General features: G+C 60.4%; 13 protein-coding genes. 9 read left to right on the top strand and 4 right to left on the bottom strand.

Annotation, left to right across the window (positions count from 1 at the left end; genetic code table 11):
* The first annotated feature begins 14 nt into the window (after positions 1–14).
* Genes ABJF10_RS08235 through ABJF10_RS08255 form a run of 5 tightly spaced genes read left to right on the top strand, consistent with a single transcriptional unit; the run spans position 15 to position 5,972 of the window.
* Complete coding sequence (locus ABJF10_RS08235) at positions 15–1,922, top strand: DUF2341 domain-containing protein (RefSeq protein ID WP_348544065.1); 1,908 nt, start codon at positions 15–17, stop codon at positions 1,920–1,922.
* Between the two features lie 7 nt (positions 1,923–1,929).
* The gene (locus ABJF10_RS08240) at positions 1,930–2,328 is read left to right on the top strand and encodes a biopolymer transporter ExbD (protein WP_348544066.1); all 399 of its coding nucleotides are present in this window, start codon (positions 1,930–1,932) and stop codon (positions 2,326–2,328) included.
* Between the two features lie 20 nt (positions 2,329–2,348).
* Entirely contained in the window at positions 2,349–3,260 is a 912-nt protein-coding gene (locus ABJF10_RS08245) for a TonB C-terminal domain-containing protein (protein ID WP_348544067.1), read from the top strand.
* A 19-nt stretch (positions 3,261–3,279) separates the two neighbouring features.
* A complete protein-coding gene (locus ABJF10_RS08250; RefSeq protein ID WP_348544068.1) occupies positions 3,280–5,232 on the top strand; it encodes a putative porin in 1,953 nt (650 codons plus the stop codon).
* 2 nt (positions 5,233–5,234) lie between these two features.
* Positions 5,235–5,972: a phage major capsid protein gene (locus ABJF10_RS08255; RefSeq protein ID WP_348544069.1), complete on the top strand. Its 738-nt coding sequence runs from the start codon at positions 5,235–5,237 to the stop codon at positions 5,970–5,972.
* A 56-nt stretch (positions 5,973–6,028) separates the two neighbouring features.
* Here the strand turns inward: ABJF10_RS08255 and ABJF10_RS08260 are convergent, their stop codons facing one another.
* On the bottom strand, positions 6,029–6,445 hold the full coding sequence (locus tag ABJF10_RS08260) for an arsenate reductase ArsC (RefSeq protein WP_348544070.1): 417 nt from the start codon (positions 6,443–6,445) through the stop codon (positions 6,029–6,031).
* 225 nt (positions 6,446–6,670) lie between these two features.
* Here ABJF10_RS08260 and ABJF10_RS08265 point away from each other — a divergent pair, with 225 nt between their 5' ends.
* The 4 genes from ABJF10_RS08265 to ABJF10_RS08280 all read left to right on the top strand — a co-directional run bounded on the left by ABJF10_RS08265 (position 6,671) and on the right by ABJF10_RS08280 (position 11,007).
* Positions 6,671–7,474, top strand: coding sequence for a hypothetical protein (locus ABJF10_RS08265; RefSeq protein ID WP_348544071.1), 804 nt, complete (start codon positions 6,671–6,673; stop codon positions 7,472–7,474).
* Positions 7,475–7,938: 464 nt separating this feature from the next.
* Entirely contained in the window at positions 7,939–8,781 is an 843-nt protein-coding gene (locus tag ABJF10_RS08270) for a PEP-CTERM sorting domain-containing protein (protein ID WP_348544072.1), read from the top strand.
* A gap of 44 nt (positions 8,782–8,825) precedes the next feature.
* On the top strand, positions 8,826–10,079 hold the full coding sequence (locus ABJF10_RS08275; RefSeq protein WP_348544073.1) for a hypothetical protein: 1,254 nt from the start codon (positions 8,826–8,828) through the stop codon (positions 10,077–10,079).
* Between the two features lie 157 nt (positions 10,080–10,236).
* Positions 10,237–11,007, top strand: coding sequence for a hypothetical protein (locus ABJF10_RS08280; protein ID WP_348544074.1), 771 nt, complete (start codon positions 10,237–10,239; stop codon positions 11,005–11,007).
* 18 nt (positions 11,008–11,025) lie between these two features.
* On the opposite strand, the gene ABJF10_RS08285 is transcribed toward ABJF10_RS08280, so the two are convergent.
* The 3 genes from ABJF10_RS08285 to ABJF10_RS08295 all read right to left on the bottom strand — a co-directional run.
* Positions 11,026–11,835, bottom strand: a complete 810-nt coding sequence (locus ABJF10_RS08285; protein ID WP_348544075.1) for a tetratricopeptide repeat protein — start codon at positions 11,833–11,835, stop codon at positions 11,026–11,028.
* A 132-nt stretch (positions 11,836–11,967) separates the two neighbouring features.
* Positions 11,968–12,834 (bottom strand): SEL1-like repeat protein, encoded by an 867-nt coding sequence (locus ABJF10_RS08290; protein ID WP_348544076.1) that lies wholly within the window; start codon positions 12,832–12,834, stop codon positions 11,968–11,970.
* A 113-nt stretch (positions 12,835–12,947) separates the two neighbouring features.
* Positions 12,948–16,536: filamentous hemagglutinin family protein (locus ABJF10_RS08295; protein WP_348544078.1), on the bottom strand; the 3,589-nt coding region annotated here is incomplete at its 5' end.

A 16,536-nucleotide genomic window follows, 5' to 3' on the forward strand; every position in this document is an offset into this window, starting at 1 on the left:
CATCCGTACATCGCATGCTTATCACCCCTACCCCAGCCAAGGTTGGTTTCCGAAAACTTCTGTTTCTGGGCCTTCTCGCCTTGCTCTCCATTTCCACTTCGGCACACGCGTGGTGGAATCCCGAGTGGACGATTCGCAAAAAGATCACCGTTGATACGGCCCCCGCAGGCCTGAACGCCGGCGACGCCCCGATGACCACGGTAGTGCTGATTCGATTGCACGAAGGCAATTTTCAGTTTGCCAACGCCCGCGAAGACGCCAGCGATCTGCGCTTCGTCGCGGCGGACGATAAGACGCCGCTGCCTTTTCACATCGAAAAATTCGATGGTCTGCTCAATGAAGCCTATGTGTGGGTGAAAGTCCCGGATTTGAAAGCCGGAGCCCCCGGCACGTTCTGGCTTTACTACGGCAACGCCGGTCAGAATGCGCTGCGCGTCGAGGATCCGAAGGCCACCTATGACGCCGACACGGTGCTCGTCTATCACTTCGCGGAAAAAGGCGCACCGCCAAAGGATTCCACGGGCAATGCCAACAATGCGGAAACCCCCGGCGTGGTCGTCGACGGCTCGCAGATCAGCAGCGGCCTGCGGTTGAGTGGAAAGAATTCCGTCACCATTCCGAAGACCGCCACGCTCGCCTGGAGCGATGGACAGGTGCTGACCTGGTCGGCATGGATCAAGCCCAGCGCCCTAACCGCAAATGCCGTTTTATACAGCCGTCACGAAGACGCCAACGCCTTCATCATTGGTCTCAACAATGGCATTCCCTACGTGGAAGTCACCGGCGCCGGTGGCACACTGCGGAGCGCCGACGGCCAGCCCGTCGCCGTGAATGCGTGGCGGCATCTTGCCGTTGTTTCCTCGGGCACGGACATCAAGGTGTATCTCGACGGGGAGAGCTACGCCATCCTCGCCGCCAAGGTCCCTCCCCTGAATACTCAGGCGTTGCTCGGCCACGACGGACAACCGGGTGCTGCGGATGCAGAAGGCGAACCCGGATATGCCGGCGATCTAGACGAGTTGCAAATCTCGAAAACGGCTCGTCCGCAAGCCGTGTTCAAACTCTCCAGCGTTATTCAGGGCGGCGGCGAAAAGGCGGCGAAGGTGCTGACGGTCGGCCCGGATGAAGCCTCTGGAAAAGGCGGCGAGAGTGAAATCACCAAGCAATTTTCGCTTATTCTTGATATCTCCAAGTCACTGACCTTCGACGGCTGGGTAGTAATTGGGCTTTGCTTCATCCTCGCCCTCATCGCCGGCATCGTGGCCGTACTCAAGCTGCTCTACCTCGGCCAGATCGGCCGGGCCACCAAGGTTTTTCTCCAGCAGTGGGACGACCTCTCGTCCAATCTGCACGTGCTCGATCACGGCAACGAAGACAGCATCAACAGCATGGGCGGCCGAGCATCTCCCAAGATGCAGAAAGTCCTGCGGCAGTCGCCGCTTTATCATCTTTACCAGATTGGTTCGTCGGAAATCCAGGACCGCGTCGCCGCCGCCCAGGATGACTTCAGCGGACTCTCTGGGCGCTCAATGCAGGCGATCAGGGCGACCCTGGACGGCGGGATGGTGCGCGAAACCCAAAAGCTCAACCGCAGCCTCGTCTTTCTAACGATCGGCATCGCCGGCGGGCCGTACCTCGGCCTCCTCGGCACGGTCATCGGCGTGATGATCACCTTCGCGGTCATCGCGAAATCCGGTCAGGTCGAGGTGAACTCGATCGCGCCCGGCATCGCCGGTGCGCTGCTTGCCACGGTGGCCGGTCTGGCTGTCGCGATCCCCTCACTGTTCGCCTACAGCTACATCAGCACCCAGATCAAGGACGCCATCAGCGAGATGGACATTTTCATCAATGAATTCGTCGCCAAAGTCGCTGAATTCTATTCCGAAGCGCAGAGCGAGGAAGAAGCCGTAGGCGGACACTGATACGACTATGCAAGCTGGCGATAACAAGTCCTACGACGATATCAACGTCACCCCGATGGTGGATCTCTACCTGGTGCTGCTCTTGATCTTCATCATCATGACCACTGCCGGCGTTCAGGGAGTGAAGGTGAATCTTCCGAAGGCTGGCGCACCATCGAAAATGGAGGGGCCGAAGATGCAGGCCATTACGGTCGATAACTCAGGTAACATCAAACTCAATGCCGAGCCGACCACGCTCGCAGACCTCGAAGCCAAGCTCGGCGCTGTCAAGGCCAAGACCCCGGAGGCCCCCATCGTCATTCGGGGAGATACTGCGACGCCGTATCAAACCATCATGGATGTGCTCGATACCGTCGGGCGCGTGGGATTTTCCAACATCGGCCTCGCGACGAAGCCCAAGAAGTAGCTGCCACCCAGCCTGACGCCATGAAGGACCAACTCGAAAACATCGAACATCCACCAGCTCAATCCTCCGCACCGACGGCTGTTTCGGAGTCCGGTGAATCCGCACCACAGCCGGAGATCCACGAGGCCGATGGGACGACTCGCCGCCCCGTGAAGCAACGCAAGGCGATCCCCAAGCGCCGCGTTACTCGTTCAGCCGGTTCTGCGAGGCCCGCCCTGCCGCCTCGCCCAATCCACCATTACGAAAAGCTGACCGATGAGGACGAGAACGATGGGTTTTTCGCGCACCACCGGACAAAGATCATCATCGCCGCGGTTGTTTTACTGTGCGGCGGCGCGGCGTATTTCCTCAGCGGAGTCAAGAGCACGACTGCGCCGAAAGCCCCCGAGCGCATGGTGAGCATCCAACCGCTGCCTCCACTTCCTCCCCCTCCCCCTCCTCCGCCACCCAAAGTTCAACCCCCGCCTCCCAAGGAAGAAAAGATGGTCCAGGAAACCGCAGCCGAGGAAAAGAAGGTGGAAGCTCCCAAAGCTCCTGAGCCGCCGAAAGAGGCGCTCGGCACCAACCTCAAGGGCGCCGGCCCCGGCATGGCTGGCCTCGGCGGCAGCGGCAATGGTGGCGGCACCTTCGGCGGACAACCCGGCGGCGGCGGCAGCAAATGGGGCGCCTTTGCCGGTCAGGTCCAATCGAAAGTCGCGAGCGCACTGCGCAGCAACAGCAAGACCAAGAAGGCCAACCTCAAGATCCAGGTCCGCGTGTGGTCCGATACCACAGGCCGCATCACCCGCGCCATGCTCGATACGAAGACGGGGGACTCGACGCTCGATCAGGTCATCCAGAACGAAATCCTCACCAATCTCCAACTTGACCAACCTCCGCCCGCGGGCATGCCGATGCCGATCGTCATGCGCCTCACCGCCCGCCGGCCCTAGCTGAGCTTTCACTGTTTTTATGCTCCAAGAAAAATATGTCTTCCGCCGATGTGTCTGGCTGCTTGCCACCGTGTGGTGCGCCGCCACCCCCATCCCAGGCATCGCCGGGCGACCGGCCACGCCGGAGGAAAATGCCGCATCCATTAGAGCGGAGGTCCCGGCCGTCACTTCGACCGCCACTGGCCAGCTCGCCGCCAATGACCTGCTCCCTAACACCACCGACCTCCTCGCCAGGGCCGATGCTGCCAGGGAACCGATCACCGGTTCCACGGGCCCCTCCCAAAACGTAACCGTCAATCTGATCAACCGTCTCGTCGAGCGCGGCGTCCTCACCAAGCAGGATTCGCAAGACTTGATCCGCCTCGCGGAAGAAGACGCCGCCGTCGCCCACGCGCAAGCGGCGACCGTCCAGCACGACGTCGCCATCGCCCGCGAAGCGGCCCAAGCCGCCGTCCAACAGACGGCGCCACCCATGACAGACGACCAGGTCCGCGTCACTTATATCCCCGAATCCGTCAAGGCGCAGATGCGCGACGAAATCAAAGAGGAAGTCCTGGCCAAGGCGAGGGCCGAGAATTGGGCCGCCCCCAATTCCGTTCCCGACTGGGTGCCCCGTTTCCGCGTCGCTGGTGATATTCGCGTCCGTTACGAGGGCGTTTTCTTCCCCGGTGGCAATGATAACACGGGCGCCTTCCCAATCTTTAACGCCATCAACGCCGGTGCCCCCTTCGACGTGGCGGGCACCGTCTTTTCGCCGCAGAACAATGTGGATCAAAGTCGCAATCGCTTCCGCATCCGCACACGACTCGGCGCGGAGATCAGCATGGGCGAAGGTTTCACCGTCGGCTTGCGCATCGGCAGCGGCCAGGACAACAGCCCGGTCACCGAGAATCAGAGCCTCGGCCTGGCGAACAACGCCCAGGGCGGAAATTTCAGCAAATATCAGGTCTGGATCGACCGCGCCTTTTTGAAATACGAAACCGGCGGGCAGACGAACAAGAATCTCGCCGTCACCGTCGGGCGCATGGAAAACCCATTCTGGGATCCGACCTCGATGATCTGGTCGCGCGACCTCGGCTTCGATGGCGTCGCCATCCAGGCAAAATATGAAGTGGCCAAGGGCATCACGCCGTTCTTCAACGGCGGCGCCTTCCCGGTCTTCAATACCGATTTCAACTTCGCCACCAACAACCCCAGCAAGTTCCGGAGCGAAGACAAGTATCTCTATGGCGCCCAGCTCGGTACCAACTTGAAAATCTCCAAGGACCTTTCCGCCAAGGTGGCGGGCCAGTATTACTACTTCTACAATACCCAAGGGAAGCTATCCGATCCCTTCACCCCGCTCACGGCCCAGGATGCCGGCAACACCGACGACAGCCGCCCGTCTTTCGCGCAGAACGGCAATACTTACATGGCCCTGCGTAACATCACCCCGGATGCCACCAATGGCTTCGGGACGACGAACCAGTTCCAATACTTCGGCCTCGCGTCGTCGTTTCACGAACTCGCGTTTTCCGGCCAGATCGATTACAATCGGTTCGAGCCCGCGCAGATTTCGCTCTACGGCCAATGGGTCAAGAATCTCGCGTTGGATCGGCCCTACGCGAACAGCATTGCCGTCAACAATCGCGGCCCAAATACCGCCATCGGTGGTGTCGGCGCCTATAGTGGCGGCGATACAGCGTGGAACATCGGCATCCGGGTCGGCAAGCCGGCCATGGAAAAATTCGGCGATTGGAATGTGGGCATCGACTACCGTCACGTCGAATCCGACGCGGTCATCGACGGCTTTACCGATGCCGACTTTGGCGCCCCGCTCTACGGAACCAATCTGAAAGGTTACACCCTGCGTGGAAACCTGGCCCTGTCCCGCAACGTGTGGCTCGGCGTCTGGTGGATGAGTGCCGACAGCATCGTCGGCCCGCCCTTCAAGAGCGATGTCTTGCAAGTCGATATCAACGGCAAGTTTTAGTTATGACCCATTCGCGCCCCTTCCTCATCGCCTTTGCCATCCTGCTGGCGTGCCCCACCGCCTCCCTCAGGGCGCAAAACGCCCAACCCAGCGCCGCCGAACAAAAGCTGCGGGAATCCTTGCGCAATACCATGCTGCAACTGCGCACCTCCGACAATGACAAGGCCGTGGCCCAGGCCGCACTCACCGAAGCCGAGGAAAAAAGCAAAGCGCTCACCGAGCAAATCGAGAAGATCACCAAACAGTTGGCGACCGACAAAACTGCGGCCGACAAGGCCGCCGCCGACCAGCAAGCCAAGATCGAAGAGCGCGACAAACAGATTGCCGACCTGCAAGGATCACTGGCGAAGTGGCAGGCCGACCACAAACGGATCACCGACATCGCCAATACCAAGGAAGCGCAGCGCGCCAAACTCGAGACCCAAACCATCGAGCTCAACCGGCGTGTCGCCGACCAGCAGACCAAGAACGCCAGCATGTTCAAAATCGCCAATGACATTCTCGCCCGTTACGAAAAATTCGGTCTGGGCGACGCTCTCTCCGCGCGCGAGCCCTTCACCGGCATCACCCGCGTGAAATTGCAAAGCTTGTTCGAGGACTATCAAGACAAGCTGGTCGATCAACGAATCAAACCGGTCGACGCGGGCACTCCGGAAACGAAAGCGACGCCGGCACCGGACAAAGTTGGCAAGCCCAAGGCGACATCCGGAAAAGCGCCTGATCCCAAGCTGAAAAGCTGATTCGGCAGAAGCTCGGAGACGAGCGCATTGCATCTCCACAAGTTCGCCGCTGGCACTCAGCCAAGTGTTCCGGCGACTTCGCAAATCTCTGCACACCACGTTCCGATCTTCGCTTTGATCAGATCCCGGACACGCCGCGCCTCCGCCAGCTTGGTTTCCCCGCTTCCGATGACTGCCGACGGATCGGGGAAGCTCCAATGCAGGCACTGGGTCACGCCGGGGAAGATCGGGCAACGCTCGGCGCTGACCTCATCGCAAACGGTGATGACGTAAGCGAAAACTTTGCTCGATTTCCAAACGTCAAAAACGCGTTGTGTGGCGTGACCCGAGATGTCGATGCTTACCTCGACCATCGCCTGGACCACACTGCGGAATTTGAAGGCGTTGGCGATGCCAAAGCGGGTCGGCCCAAACTCTAGCTGGCGCTTTCGCAGGCCCCTGAGAATCGGGTGGAATGCGGCAAGGTCAAACACGACTCCCCGGCACGAAATTTCCATTTGACTCCGCTTATTTGAGTGTTCATATATCCGAAATATGAACTCCTATATCGCTCAACTAAACGCCATTGAGGAGGGTCAAACACCCCAAATCCGGTGTTCGCCGCCTCGCGCAAACAGTGCCGCCACTTGGTCCCGCGACTGCGGGATTACCTGGCGCCTGTCACTACCTCTACAGAGTAATCGCACCCAATCGCACCCATGAATAATCCCAACCGCTGCGGCAAAATTGCCCGGCTGCCCAAGCCGATCCGCGAAGAAATCAACCGGCGCCTGGAAAAGGGCGCCACCGCCAAGTCGCTCGTCCCTTGGCTCAACGACCTGCCAGAGGTCCAGACCCTCGTCCAGGCCGAGTTCGACGGCCACCCCGTCAGCGAGCACAACCTCTCCCAGTGGAAGAACGGCGGTTATCAGGATTGGCTCCGCTATCAGGAAGCCCTCGTCCTCGCCGAGTACCTCTACGAGCGCGGCGAGAAGCTGAAAACCACGGGGCAAAACCGGATGCGGATGAGCGAGGTGTTCCAGTTGTGGCTCAACTCGCGTTATGTGGTATCCACCAAGGAGATTGAATCCATGAACGGCGAACAGGCTTGGAAGAAGCAACGCCAAATGTGCGACGACCTCATGAAGATGCACCGCGCCGAGCATCGGGCCGAACAGCTCAAACTGGAGCGGGAGCGGTTGGAGTTGCTACGCGAAAAGGTGCAACTCCAGCGGGAGCGGGCGGAGGCGAAGCGCGTGGAAAAGAAGCGCGGCAGTGATGGCAGCAAGGCCACGGTCAGGAACGACCCCGCACCCAAGGCCGGGTCGGAGCCCGGTCGCCGGTGGGAGGACTTCAGCGACGAAGAGAAAATCGCCTGGGCGCGCCGGCCGGAGAACCTGCAGCGCATCGATGTGGAGACCGTCGCGCAGAGAACGGAGCGGATCCGGCAGCCACTCGCAATCCCACGGGAGAAGTCCGTCTGCGAAGGCGACGACGCCATGGTGGCGGAAGCAGCAGCGTGAGCAATAGATACCTTCCCTACTAAACGGACTCCGCGTTCGCTTGGGCGGGCCGTCCCGGCCAGCGCCAGGTGCCGGACGCGCTCCCATAAATCCCGCTTTCCTGAACATTACTTGGTCTCTCGCCCGGCTGGTTTTCGCCTGGGTCCTCGCGCTGCTGCCGTCCGCGGCTGATAGGTACCTCGCTATAACGACACAAATGTAACATTACCGCTCTTGCCTCCGATGCGTCGGCGTGCGACTCCTGCAAACAAGCGGCTTCCGGGGTGGCAGGCTCGCCGGGGCGGGATCGCCTCGATCCTGCCAGGTGTTAGTTTTTGTCATCTACCCGTAACCTGAATTTAACCTCAGGTCTATTGCGTAGGAGCACTGGGTTTTGGTCTGCTTTCAACAAGCAATTTGGCTGCTGGTTCAACCCCTCCACTTTGAACCACCCGCTGCCTTGCCTCACAGCAAACCATCTACATATGAAAATGAAAACCCTACATAGCCTCCTCGGCGTGTCGATTCTGGCCCTGGTCGGATCGATCGCCGGTGCGGGCTCTGCAAACGCCGCCGTCACGGTGAGCAACGGCGACTTGTACCTTGGCTTCCGGGCAACCGGCGGCACAGGCTCGTCGTTCGACTACTTGATCGATATCGGTCAGGCATCCATCTACAAAAACGCGACGAGCAGCTTCGTGCTGAACAGCGCCTCGGGGATCAACATCGGCAATATCGGTATCGATCTGGCCAACACCTTCGGCGCAAACTGGGCTACCCGTTCGGATTTGTTCTGGGGCGTTGTCGGCACGGTCAATCCGTTGATCGGAACCGACCCACTCAACACCGAATACGCCTCCAAGGGCGAAAACACCTTCGGCACTCCGGAGACGGCGTGGAACAGCCGCGCCAACAGCGCGCAGAATCAAACGAACACGGCCATCGTCACTCTCCGGACGACCCTCTCGAATGATACTGCGGCACCCAACAGCACCCGCGCCGCGATTCAGTCCACAGGAGAAGCCGGTAGCTGGTTCTCCGCGGTGCATGCGGCGGACGGCGGCGGCGTTTCCTTCAACTCTTCCTACGACAGTTCGTTGGAAGGCTCGTTTGCCGGCGGCCCCAATGGCACTGCCTTGGATCTGTTCCGCCTGCCGGTCAGCGCCTCTGGCGCCGCGGGCACCTATCTGGGCAACTTCACCACCGATAGCACCGGCAATATCACCTTCAACGTCGCCTCCGTTCCGGAACCTTCCACGCTCACGGCTCTCGCCGGTGGCGCGGCTCTCCTCGGCTTGGTTCGCCGCCGTCGTTCGGCCATCGCCTAAGTCTCCTCGCAAAACCAACTCCCAAACCAACCAAGATAAACTTAATGAAATTGCTTAAACTCCTCGCGGCGGGTCTCCTCGCCGTCTCCTTCGCTGCCACTGCCAGTGCGCAGACGAAGATCTACATCACCGGTTCGACCGCTTTCCGTGGCGCAACCGTCAACGCCATCAGCGCGCTCCTCGCCGGCACCGGGACGATCGTCACAGCTTCGGACAATGCGTCGCTGACCAGCGCCAACGCCGTTACCTGGACCGGCGGCAGCGTCGGCGGCAACACCGTCACGATCAAGGCTTCCTGGTCCGGTTCCGCAGGTGGTACCCAGACGGTCGCCGGCAACGCGGCCGCCGCCCTGACGGTCCGCTTCCTGCCCGACGGCGCCACCGGCACGGCCAACGCCGACCCGCGCAACACCGCCAACCCAGCGGAAGTCGTTCGGCCGGATATCGCGATGGCCGACAACCTGCAGTCCAGCACGTTGTTCAATGGAACATTCCTGGGCAAGACCTACTTGCACTTGACCGACGCCACTGTCGGTGTCATTCCGTTCCGCTTCGTGGCTAGCGCGGGCTTTCCGACGGGCGTGAGCATCAATCCGGGCCTGGCTCAGTATCTCTATACCGGTGGTTCCGTTCCGCTGGCCCTCTTCACCGGCGCGAATGCCGATGAAAGCGCCGTCGTCTATGCTGCCGGTCGTGATCCCGATTCCGGCACGCGCATCGTCGCGATGGCCGAAAGCGGCGTCGGCGTATTCAATGGCGTCCAACAGTACCAGCCCACCATCGACACCGTCACTCCCTTCCACATCACCGCCCTGAATCTGTATCCGGCGACGACCATCAATGGCGTGCCGATCACCGACGGCAATAGTGGCGAGAGCAGCGGCGGTTCGCTGCGCGGCTTCACCAACCATGTCCTCGACGCCTCGGCCTATGATCCGAATGGCTTCGGCTATACCGCTGGCTACGTGATGACCTATCTCGGCGTCAGCGATGCGGCTTCTGCCATCGGTGGTTCGCCCGCCGGCGTGCCGCTCCTCTGGAATGGCGTGGATTTCTCGGTCACGGCCGTTCAGGAAGGTCAGTACACCTTCTGGGGCTTTGAGCACATCCTCTGGCGCAGCAACCTGGGCGATGGCACGACCGATGGCGGTCCGGCGGTGAAGCTCACCTTCGGCAACAACCTGAAGACAGGCATTCTCAACACGGCCCAAGCCAGCCTGCAGCCCAACGTGAAGCTCTCCACCATGAATGTGACCCGCCTCAAGGAAGGCGCACAGATCACGGCAAAATACTTCTAAGCCGCGGACCTCACCAACCTGTCGCGCCCGGCGTAAATCCGGGCTGCTACTTCAACCAGTGCGGGTTCCATCCCCGCACTGGTTTTTCGCTTTTCTGACGCCCCATCGTTTTCCTCCCGACTCCCACCCAGCCCCACTTGAATTAGCACCGCACCCTATGTCCCAATTTCCTCCGAATCTAATTCGCAATCTCCCCTTGGTTCTTTCGTTGACCCTCAACGCCATTCTGCTCGGAGCGGTCCTCGACCATTTCGTCTCTTCTCCCGCACAATCACTGTCGCCAGTGGTGGTTTCACCAGTTTCCACCACGGCGGCTCTTCCATCCTGGAGTCCGACTCCTTTGGCGGCACCAGGCACCGAGCAACCGCAGGAGTTCCGAGACGAAACGCCCGCAGCAGCAGCCAGCGCTCCCCTCACCCCACGGCTGTCAGATCGTCACCGGGAGCAGAGCGCACCACCGGCCACTCTATCTCGCGATAACTCATCTTCCATTTCCAGTTCCAGTGCGGCATCGCATCCCGATTCGCCCAGCCGGCCATACGTCGCCGGCAACTCACCCGCAGTTGGCTCCGGCCAGCGTACGCCCGCAAGCGGCGACATCACCGGTGACGGTGCGCCGGCCAACATCAGCCCATCGCTGGCCAGAGTCATCCAAGGATCGGGCGGGCCCGGTGTCCTCCCGGCGATCCTGGCCGAGCCACCCCCAGACTCCCCTGTGAGCGAGGCGCAGGCCGCTATTCAGGACCAGTTGGCCGCGGACTTCGTTGCGGCAGCCGGAAATCCCGCCGACCCGGGCTATAAGTCGCGCTGGAAAAATGCGCAATGGATCGCCGACCAGGATTACCGTGTGCTCTATGGAGCCCAGGCATTTGCCGCGATGCAGAAACAAGCCTACTTACAGTCGATCCAGGCGACCCCAGCGCAGTAAGCATCCAGGATAGCGGTCCTATTGCGGATTAGCGTGGGGATCCTCTTTCCGCGCGTGCCGGGCAATGTCCGCTTTAAGTTCGGCACAGAGATTTCCAGCCCGGATAATCAGCGGATGGCTGGGCGCCAATTTAGTCTGCAAGCCAGTGAGTGCACGCGTGGCATAAGTATAGGCATCGTCGAGATGCCCGTGCCCGGCAAGGATCCGCCCCAGGTAAAAGCACGTCATATACACGCTCACATCGTCAGACCCGAGCAAACGCTCACGGGTGGACAGAATGTCTTTCAGCTCGGTTTCCGCCGTGTCAAAATCCCCTTTCTCGCCAAGCGCGCACGCGAGGTTGGATCGATTTAAAAGAGTTTCGCGATTCTCCGGACCCAATTCCCGCACCAGGACCGCTTGAGCCCGGCGATAGAGCGGCAGCGACTCGTCCAATTGATGGGAACTCACCAACGCATCCCCCAGCATGTGCCTCACACGTGCGACTTCCACATCATCCGGGCCGAGCACACGCTCCCGAATTTCCAGGATCTGACGAAACTCGGTCAGTGCCTCCCGCGTGCGCCCCAAATCGTCGAGCAAAAGCGCGAGCGCAATCCGACAGGAGATGGTCTCCTCGTGCTCCGGACCGCGACGGCGGGTATAGAGAGCGAGCAGAGCTCGCAACTCGTCCTCTGCGGCCAGGGTGTCACCCACCTTCGACTTGGCCACGGCCAGCGTGACGCGATCCGTCAGAGTTTTTGGGTTCTGTTCGCCGAGAGATGCGATGTCGGCCCGCACGATCTCCTCGTATTCTTTCTCCGCCTCGGTGAATTTGCCCGCCTCCACGAGTTTCTGCGCGTGTTCAATCGCGGGTTCCGGTTGATCAGGAGAAGAGCTCTCCGCGCGGAGAAGCGCGCAGCAACCCAGCGAACAGCACATCAGGAACGTGAATCGGGGTAGCATAAATTCGTAAACAGGTTATTTTCCCACGGGCTCCAAAGCCCGGCGTTCTCCCTCCGTAATCTGACCCGCCGTAAGGCCTCTCTTCAGGTCCGCAAGGAGATTGGCGCCCAATGCCTCCCCATGAGCTGCGCTCCGGGCGAGCCATTCGTAGGCCTTCACCGGATCACGCTCCACGCCGGTGCCCGTGGCGTAAAGTCGACCTATATTGGCCTGCGCTTTGGCATCTTCCGCGTCGGCCGCTTTCTTGTACCAACGAACAGCCTGCTCCAGATCCGTGGTCACACCCAATCCGTCCTCATAGAGAGAACCAAGAGCATTCATTGCCGCGATCTTGTCCTGCACCGCCGCGAGGGTGAGCCAGTGGGCCGCCTGAGTGTAATCCTGGTCTATATTATCCCCGCCGTAATAGGCCAACCCCACGCGCAGTTGCGCTTCCGACTCGCCGTGTGCAGCCGCCTTTTGCAGCCACTCCAATGCCTTCTTCGTGTCCTTCCCGACGCCTTGTCCCTCCAATAGCATCAGGCCCAATGTTTCCTGCGAGCGCGCCGTGCCTTGCTCAGCCGAGCACCGAAACCACTTGGCGGCTTGGGCGGGATCGGCCTCCGCACCCCGGCCTTCCAATAACATGAGCCCGTAATTGTGCTGGGCCTTCGCATGTCCCTTCTCCGCCGCCTGGCGAAAATACAGCAAAGCCTTGGTCTCGTCATGGGGCGCACCCTGCCCGTGAAGATAGGCGCGGCCTAGTTCAAACATCGCCTCCACGTTTCCTTCGGCCGCCTTGGGTTCGAGAATGACGATTTCGAGGGCAGGGGTCGAGTGGGCGCACGCAAACTGCAGAATCAGTGCGGTGGAGATGATGCGGAAATAACGGGACGAGAACATGGATTTGAGCTTTTTTGCCCCACCGGGGCTCAAGGGTTGGACGATCATCATGCCGGAAGGTCTCCCCGGCTCATAGTTACGATCCGGTGAAATTTTCCAAGCTGGAGCCGGCGCTATTGACTCGCGGGTGTATCGCTGGAGGTCCCGCCTTCTCCACCGCCGTAGCCAAGGACTTCCACGGTAATATCGGACGGTGGTTCCTCGATCGGCGGAGGTTCGTTCCTTTTGTTGACCGCGTCCGTCGCGGTATTTTGCGCGGCCGCAGCATTATTGGCGGATGAAAGGGCGCCGATATTCGGGGCGGCCACCGTCGGCGCACTGGGCACCCCACTGGAAGTGCCGGCGACCTGAATGTTACCAGCATTGAGAATGGCTGTCGCCGCAATATTCAGATTGCCTGTGGCGCGAATGCCCGCGTCGCCTGCATCGACGACACCGGATGGAGCGATGAGGTCGACGTTTCCAGGTTTGACCCCCTCCACAGTGGCCAACACACCGATGCCGCCCCCAGTGGCCAGACCCGCCAGGTCGGTCGCGACATTGGCTGTCTGCGGATCGATGACCACGCGCGTGGGCGGGGCGCTTTGGACAGTCTTGGCTGAAGAACCGGCCGCAATATTGCCTGCCGAGGACCAGACAATGATGTCGCCACCGCGCAGCGTGAAAATTCGAGAAATACCGATATCAACATTGTCCTTGGTGAAGATCGAGATCGCGCCACCGGCTTCCGTGACGATACCCGGCGGAATTTCCGGATTGCCGATAGTGGCCGTAGCCAATTGCAGACCGCCCGTAGGAGAGAAGATATTGATATATCCGCCACTGCGGGTCCGGATATCCCGGGCGCGAGTATTGATCGTGCCCGTGCCGCTGGTCGTGCCAAACAGTTTGGCAATGGCGGCAAAGCCGTCGGCATAGGTACCGAAAGTCGGGCTCGTGGGGTCATTGTGCGCCCGCCCCGAGTCACGCAAGATAAGATAGAAGAGTTGCAGGGCAAGAGCGGCCTTCTGTTCCTCCGGAAGGGTATCCAAAGTAGAGCGGGTCAACTTTGCATCGGGGCCCAGCAAGTCCTGCAATTCGGAAAAGTAATCCACTCCCCCCACGGTCGTCCCGGAGCCAGAGCCCAGGTATTGCCGGAGAAAGGTATCCACATCGAGATTGCTGTTGGCCAGGCCAAGGGCTGAAGTACCCACTCCCGCACCCACAATCACATTTGCGCCCTCAAACGGCAGGGCCGGGTTACGGGCATTACCGATCGAAGTTATCCCGGAACCAGTGCCGTCCGCGTTCTCCGCTCCCGTCCCGAGATCAACCGTGCGGCCGGCCAGCACTTCGAGCGTGCCAGGACCGCTAATCTGGATGTCACCCGCCCGGGGCGCATCGCCGCTGTTGCCCGCCGTGAAAGCGAGGCTGCGCAGAGTCGAGTTCGCATTGAAGGCAATGATATCGCGTCCCGCAGAGACAATGCTGGTATCGGTGGTGTTGACGTTTTGAATGTAGAGCGCGATGTCGGTAATATCGTTCCCGGCCACGACCTGTGCCTCCTTGCCGGAGAAAAGGGTGAGTCCGGAAATGTCGCCATTGGCATAGATGCGCACGGGCTGGAAGTCGCCCTCGTGGAGCGGGCCCGGCGCGTGCAGCGCGACCTTGGTCGACAAACCGGCGGCGGCGCCAGTGGTGCTGCCAGTTTCCGCAAAGAGTTTGTCCACAAAAGTGAGAAACCCGCTGGTGTTGTCGGTGGTCCGATTGCCAGCCGGTGTATTCGGATTCGACAAGGTCGAGCGATAGGCGAAAGGAGTCGTGATGCCCGGGATGGCAGTCGGCGACGCATCGGAAAGATCGATAATGCTCGATACCCAATTGATCGCGCCGAGCGACGATGTGCCATTTGGCTGGAGGCCATTGACCGCCCCGGCCGCCGCCAGTTCGATGGTTCCGGTCGGCGAAGGTGAAAGATTGAGCGGTCCCACTACATTGATATCCCCGGAGAAAGCCGTGACCTTGAATGTTCCGGTCTGAATGGACGCAGTGGTGAAGAATGGATCCGCGTTGTCTTCATCGAGGCGGAGCCATGGTTGATAATAGGAAAGATTATTCCCACTCTGATCCAAAATGGACACATTTTGCAGCCACGCCTCGAGGGTAGGCGCCACCCCATTGGTGGTGGTGGAAACACTTTCGCGCAGCGTAACACTGCCGCCGAGCGAAGAGACGGTGACCGCCGCATTGGAAGCCAGGGTCGAGAAGTAAGTTTTGTCCCAATAGGTGTTATTATAACCCTCTGGCAGTAAGAAGACGTTGGCGACCGGACCCAGGAGAACATTTCCGGCGGCGCTGACTTGAAAGCTGCTCTTCCCGGCGAAGAGCGTGGTCGGCAGCCAGGTGTGGGAGTCCAGCGGAGGATCGCCAGTAATTGTGGTGAGAGACGGTGAACGAGTGCTGTTGGTGAGGATTTGATTCCCGGCGCTCAAGACGCCGTTCCCGCGCTCGACGTAGTAAACGCCCCCATTGATGTTATGTCCGGCGCGAACCGTCAAGTCCCCGCCCCCGAGCTCGATCAGCGAAGCCGCGTTGGGAGCAATCGGCTGGTTCAGGGCGTCCTTGCCGGGCATCCGGGCATTGGTCGGCACCAGTCCGTCCACATTGCTCACATCATTCCCGGCGATCATGGTCACATTGCCACCGCCGAGCGCCCCGACCCCTTCGAAAAAGTTGCTGAAATCCACCCACCACGTTGTCGATCCGATGTCGTTGCCGCCGCTGCTGCGGGTAATTTTCCCGAAGAGGCCGGTCACCGGATCGACGAATCCTCGCCGATCAAGCCAGTTGTTGGGCAGTTCTTTCGACGAGTCGTCCACGAGCACACCGGCGGATTGAGTGAGATGGATAATATTCGCCTGGGCATTGATGGTCACATTGCCGCCCGCCAGCGTGTACTGCGCCGCGTAGCCGGTGGTGCCTTGCTGGATCACTCCGAGGCCACCTTGGTTGCCCGCGGGTAGCGCTACGATCGGCGTGTCAAATGTGCCGCCGAGCGTGGGGTCGACGACCTTGGTGCCGGCCGTGTAAATAGTAGCGAATTCATTGAGCAAATCGACATCCCGCCCGGTAGCGATGTCGATGTTTCCCGAACCGGTCCGAACGACTTGATAGCGATTGGTGTTTCCGTTCGTACCCTGCACTGCCAGCGTGGTGGTCGCGTTCGGACCCGGAGTATTGTTACTGCCGTTGCTATTGGAAATGTTCAAACCATTGTCACGACCCAGTTGGAGAGACCCGCTATCAGTCGCGAGGCTGGCCAGCGGGACTACTTGATGAAAGTCCGCGGCGCCAAAATCGGCGCCCGCCACCAACCGATACGACCAACTCTGTGCGTTGGCTGCCGCCAGGATGTTTTGGTTGAGCAGCACGGATTTGTAAGTGCCGTCGGTGAATCCATCGCTCAGCGTATTGAGGAAGACGAGATTGCCTGCAGCGCGCAAGGTAAGGTCGCCAGCCACACTCTTCGGCCCGAACCGCAACGGCGCCATATTCCAGTCGCCCGCCGCCGCCGTGGAGGTGGCAGTCCCCAAAGTGAGATTTCCACTGGTATTGACGACCTCCGCGCCCGGAACGATCACCGTCTTGCTATAAAGGCTCTGCGGATCCGCGCCGAAAATCCGGGTCACCATGGCATTGTAGGTGGCCGAGGGCGTGCCAGCG

It is taken from the genome of Chthoniobacter sp. (assembly GCF_040003245.1).
In the GTDB taxonomy this organism is placed as follows: Bacteria; Verrucomicrobiota; Verrucomicrobiia; order Chthoniobacterales; family Chthoniobacteraceae; genus Chthoniobacter.

Bases quoted from the DNA above. Each gene is read 5' to 3' on its own strand.
- ABJF10_RS08265 (WP_348544071.1), top strand. From the start codon at position 6,671: ATGAATAATCCCAACCGCTGCGGCAAAATTGCCCGGCTGCCCAAGCCG.
- ABJF10_RS08240 (WP_348544066.1), top strand. From the start codon at position 1,930: ATGCAAGCTGGCGATAACAAGTCCTACGACGATATCAACGTCACCCCG.
- ABJF10_RS08275 (WP_348544073.1), top strand. From the start codon at position 8,826: ATGAAATTGCTTAAACTCCTCGCGGCGGGTCTCCTCGCCGTCTCCTTC.
- ABJF10_RS08250 (WP_348544068.1), top strand. From the start codon at position 3,280: ATGCTCCAAGAAAAATATGTCTTCCGCCGATGTGTCTGGCTGCTTGCC.
- ABJF10_RS08290 (WP_348544076.1), bottom strand. From the start codon at position 12,834: ATGTTCTCGTCCCGTTATTTCCGCATCATCTCCACCGCACTGATTCTG.
- ABJF10_RS08235 (WP_348544065.1), top strand. From the start codon at position 15: ATGCTTATCACCCCTACCCCAGCCAAGGTTGGTTTCCGAAAACTTCTG.
- ABJF10_RS08245 (WP_348544067.1), top strand. From the start codon at position 2,349: ATGAAGGACCAACTCGAAAACATCGAACATCCACCAGCTCAATCCTCC.
- ABJF10_RS08280 (WP_348544074.1), top strand. From the start codon at position 10,237: ATGTCCCAATTTCCTCCGAATCTAATTCGCAATCTCCCCTTGGTTCTT.
- ABJF10_RS08255 (WP_348544069.1), top strand. From the start codon at position 5,235: ATGACCCATTCGCGCCCCTTCCTCATCGCCTTTGCCATCCTGCTGGCG.
- ABJF10_RS08270 (WP_348544072.1), top strand. From the start codon at position 7,939: ATGAAAATGAAAACCCTACATAGCCTCCTCGGCGTGTCGATTCTGGCC.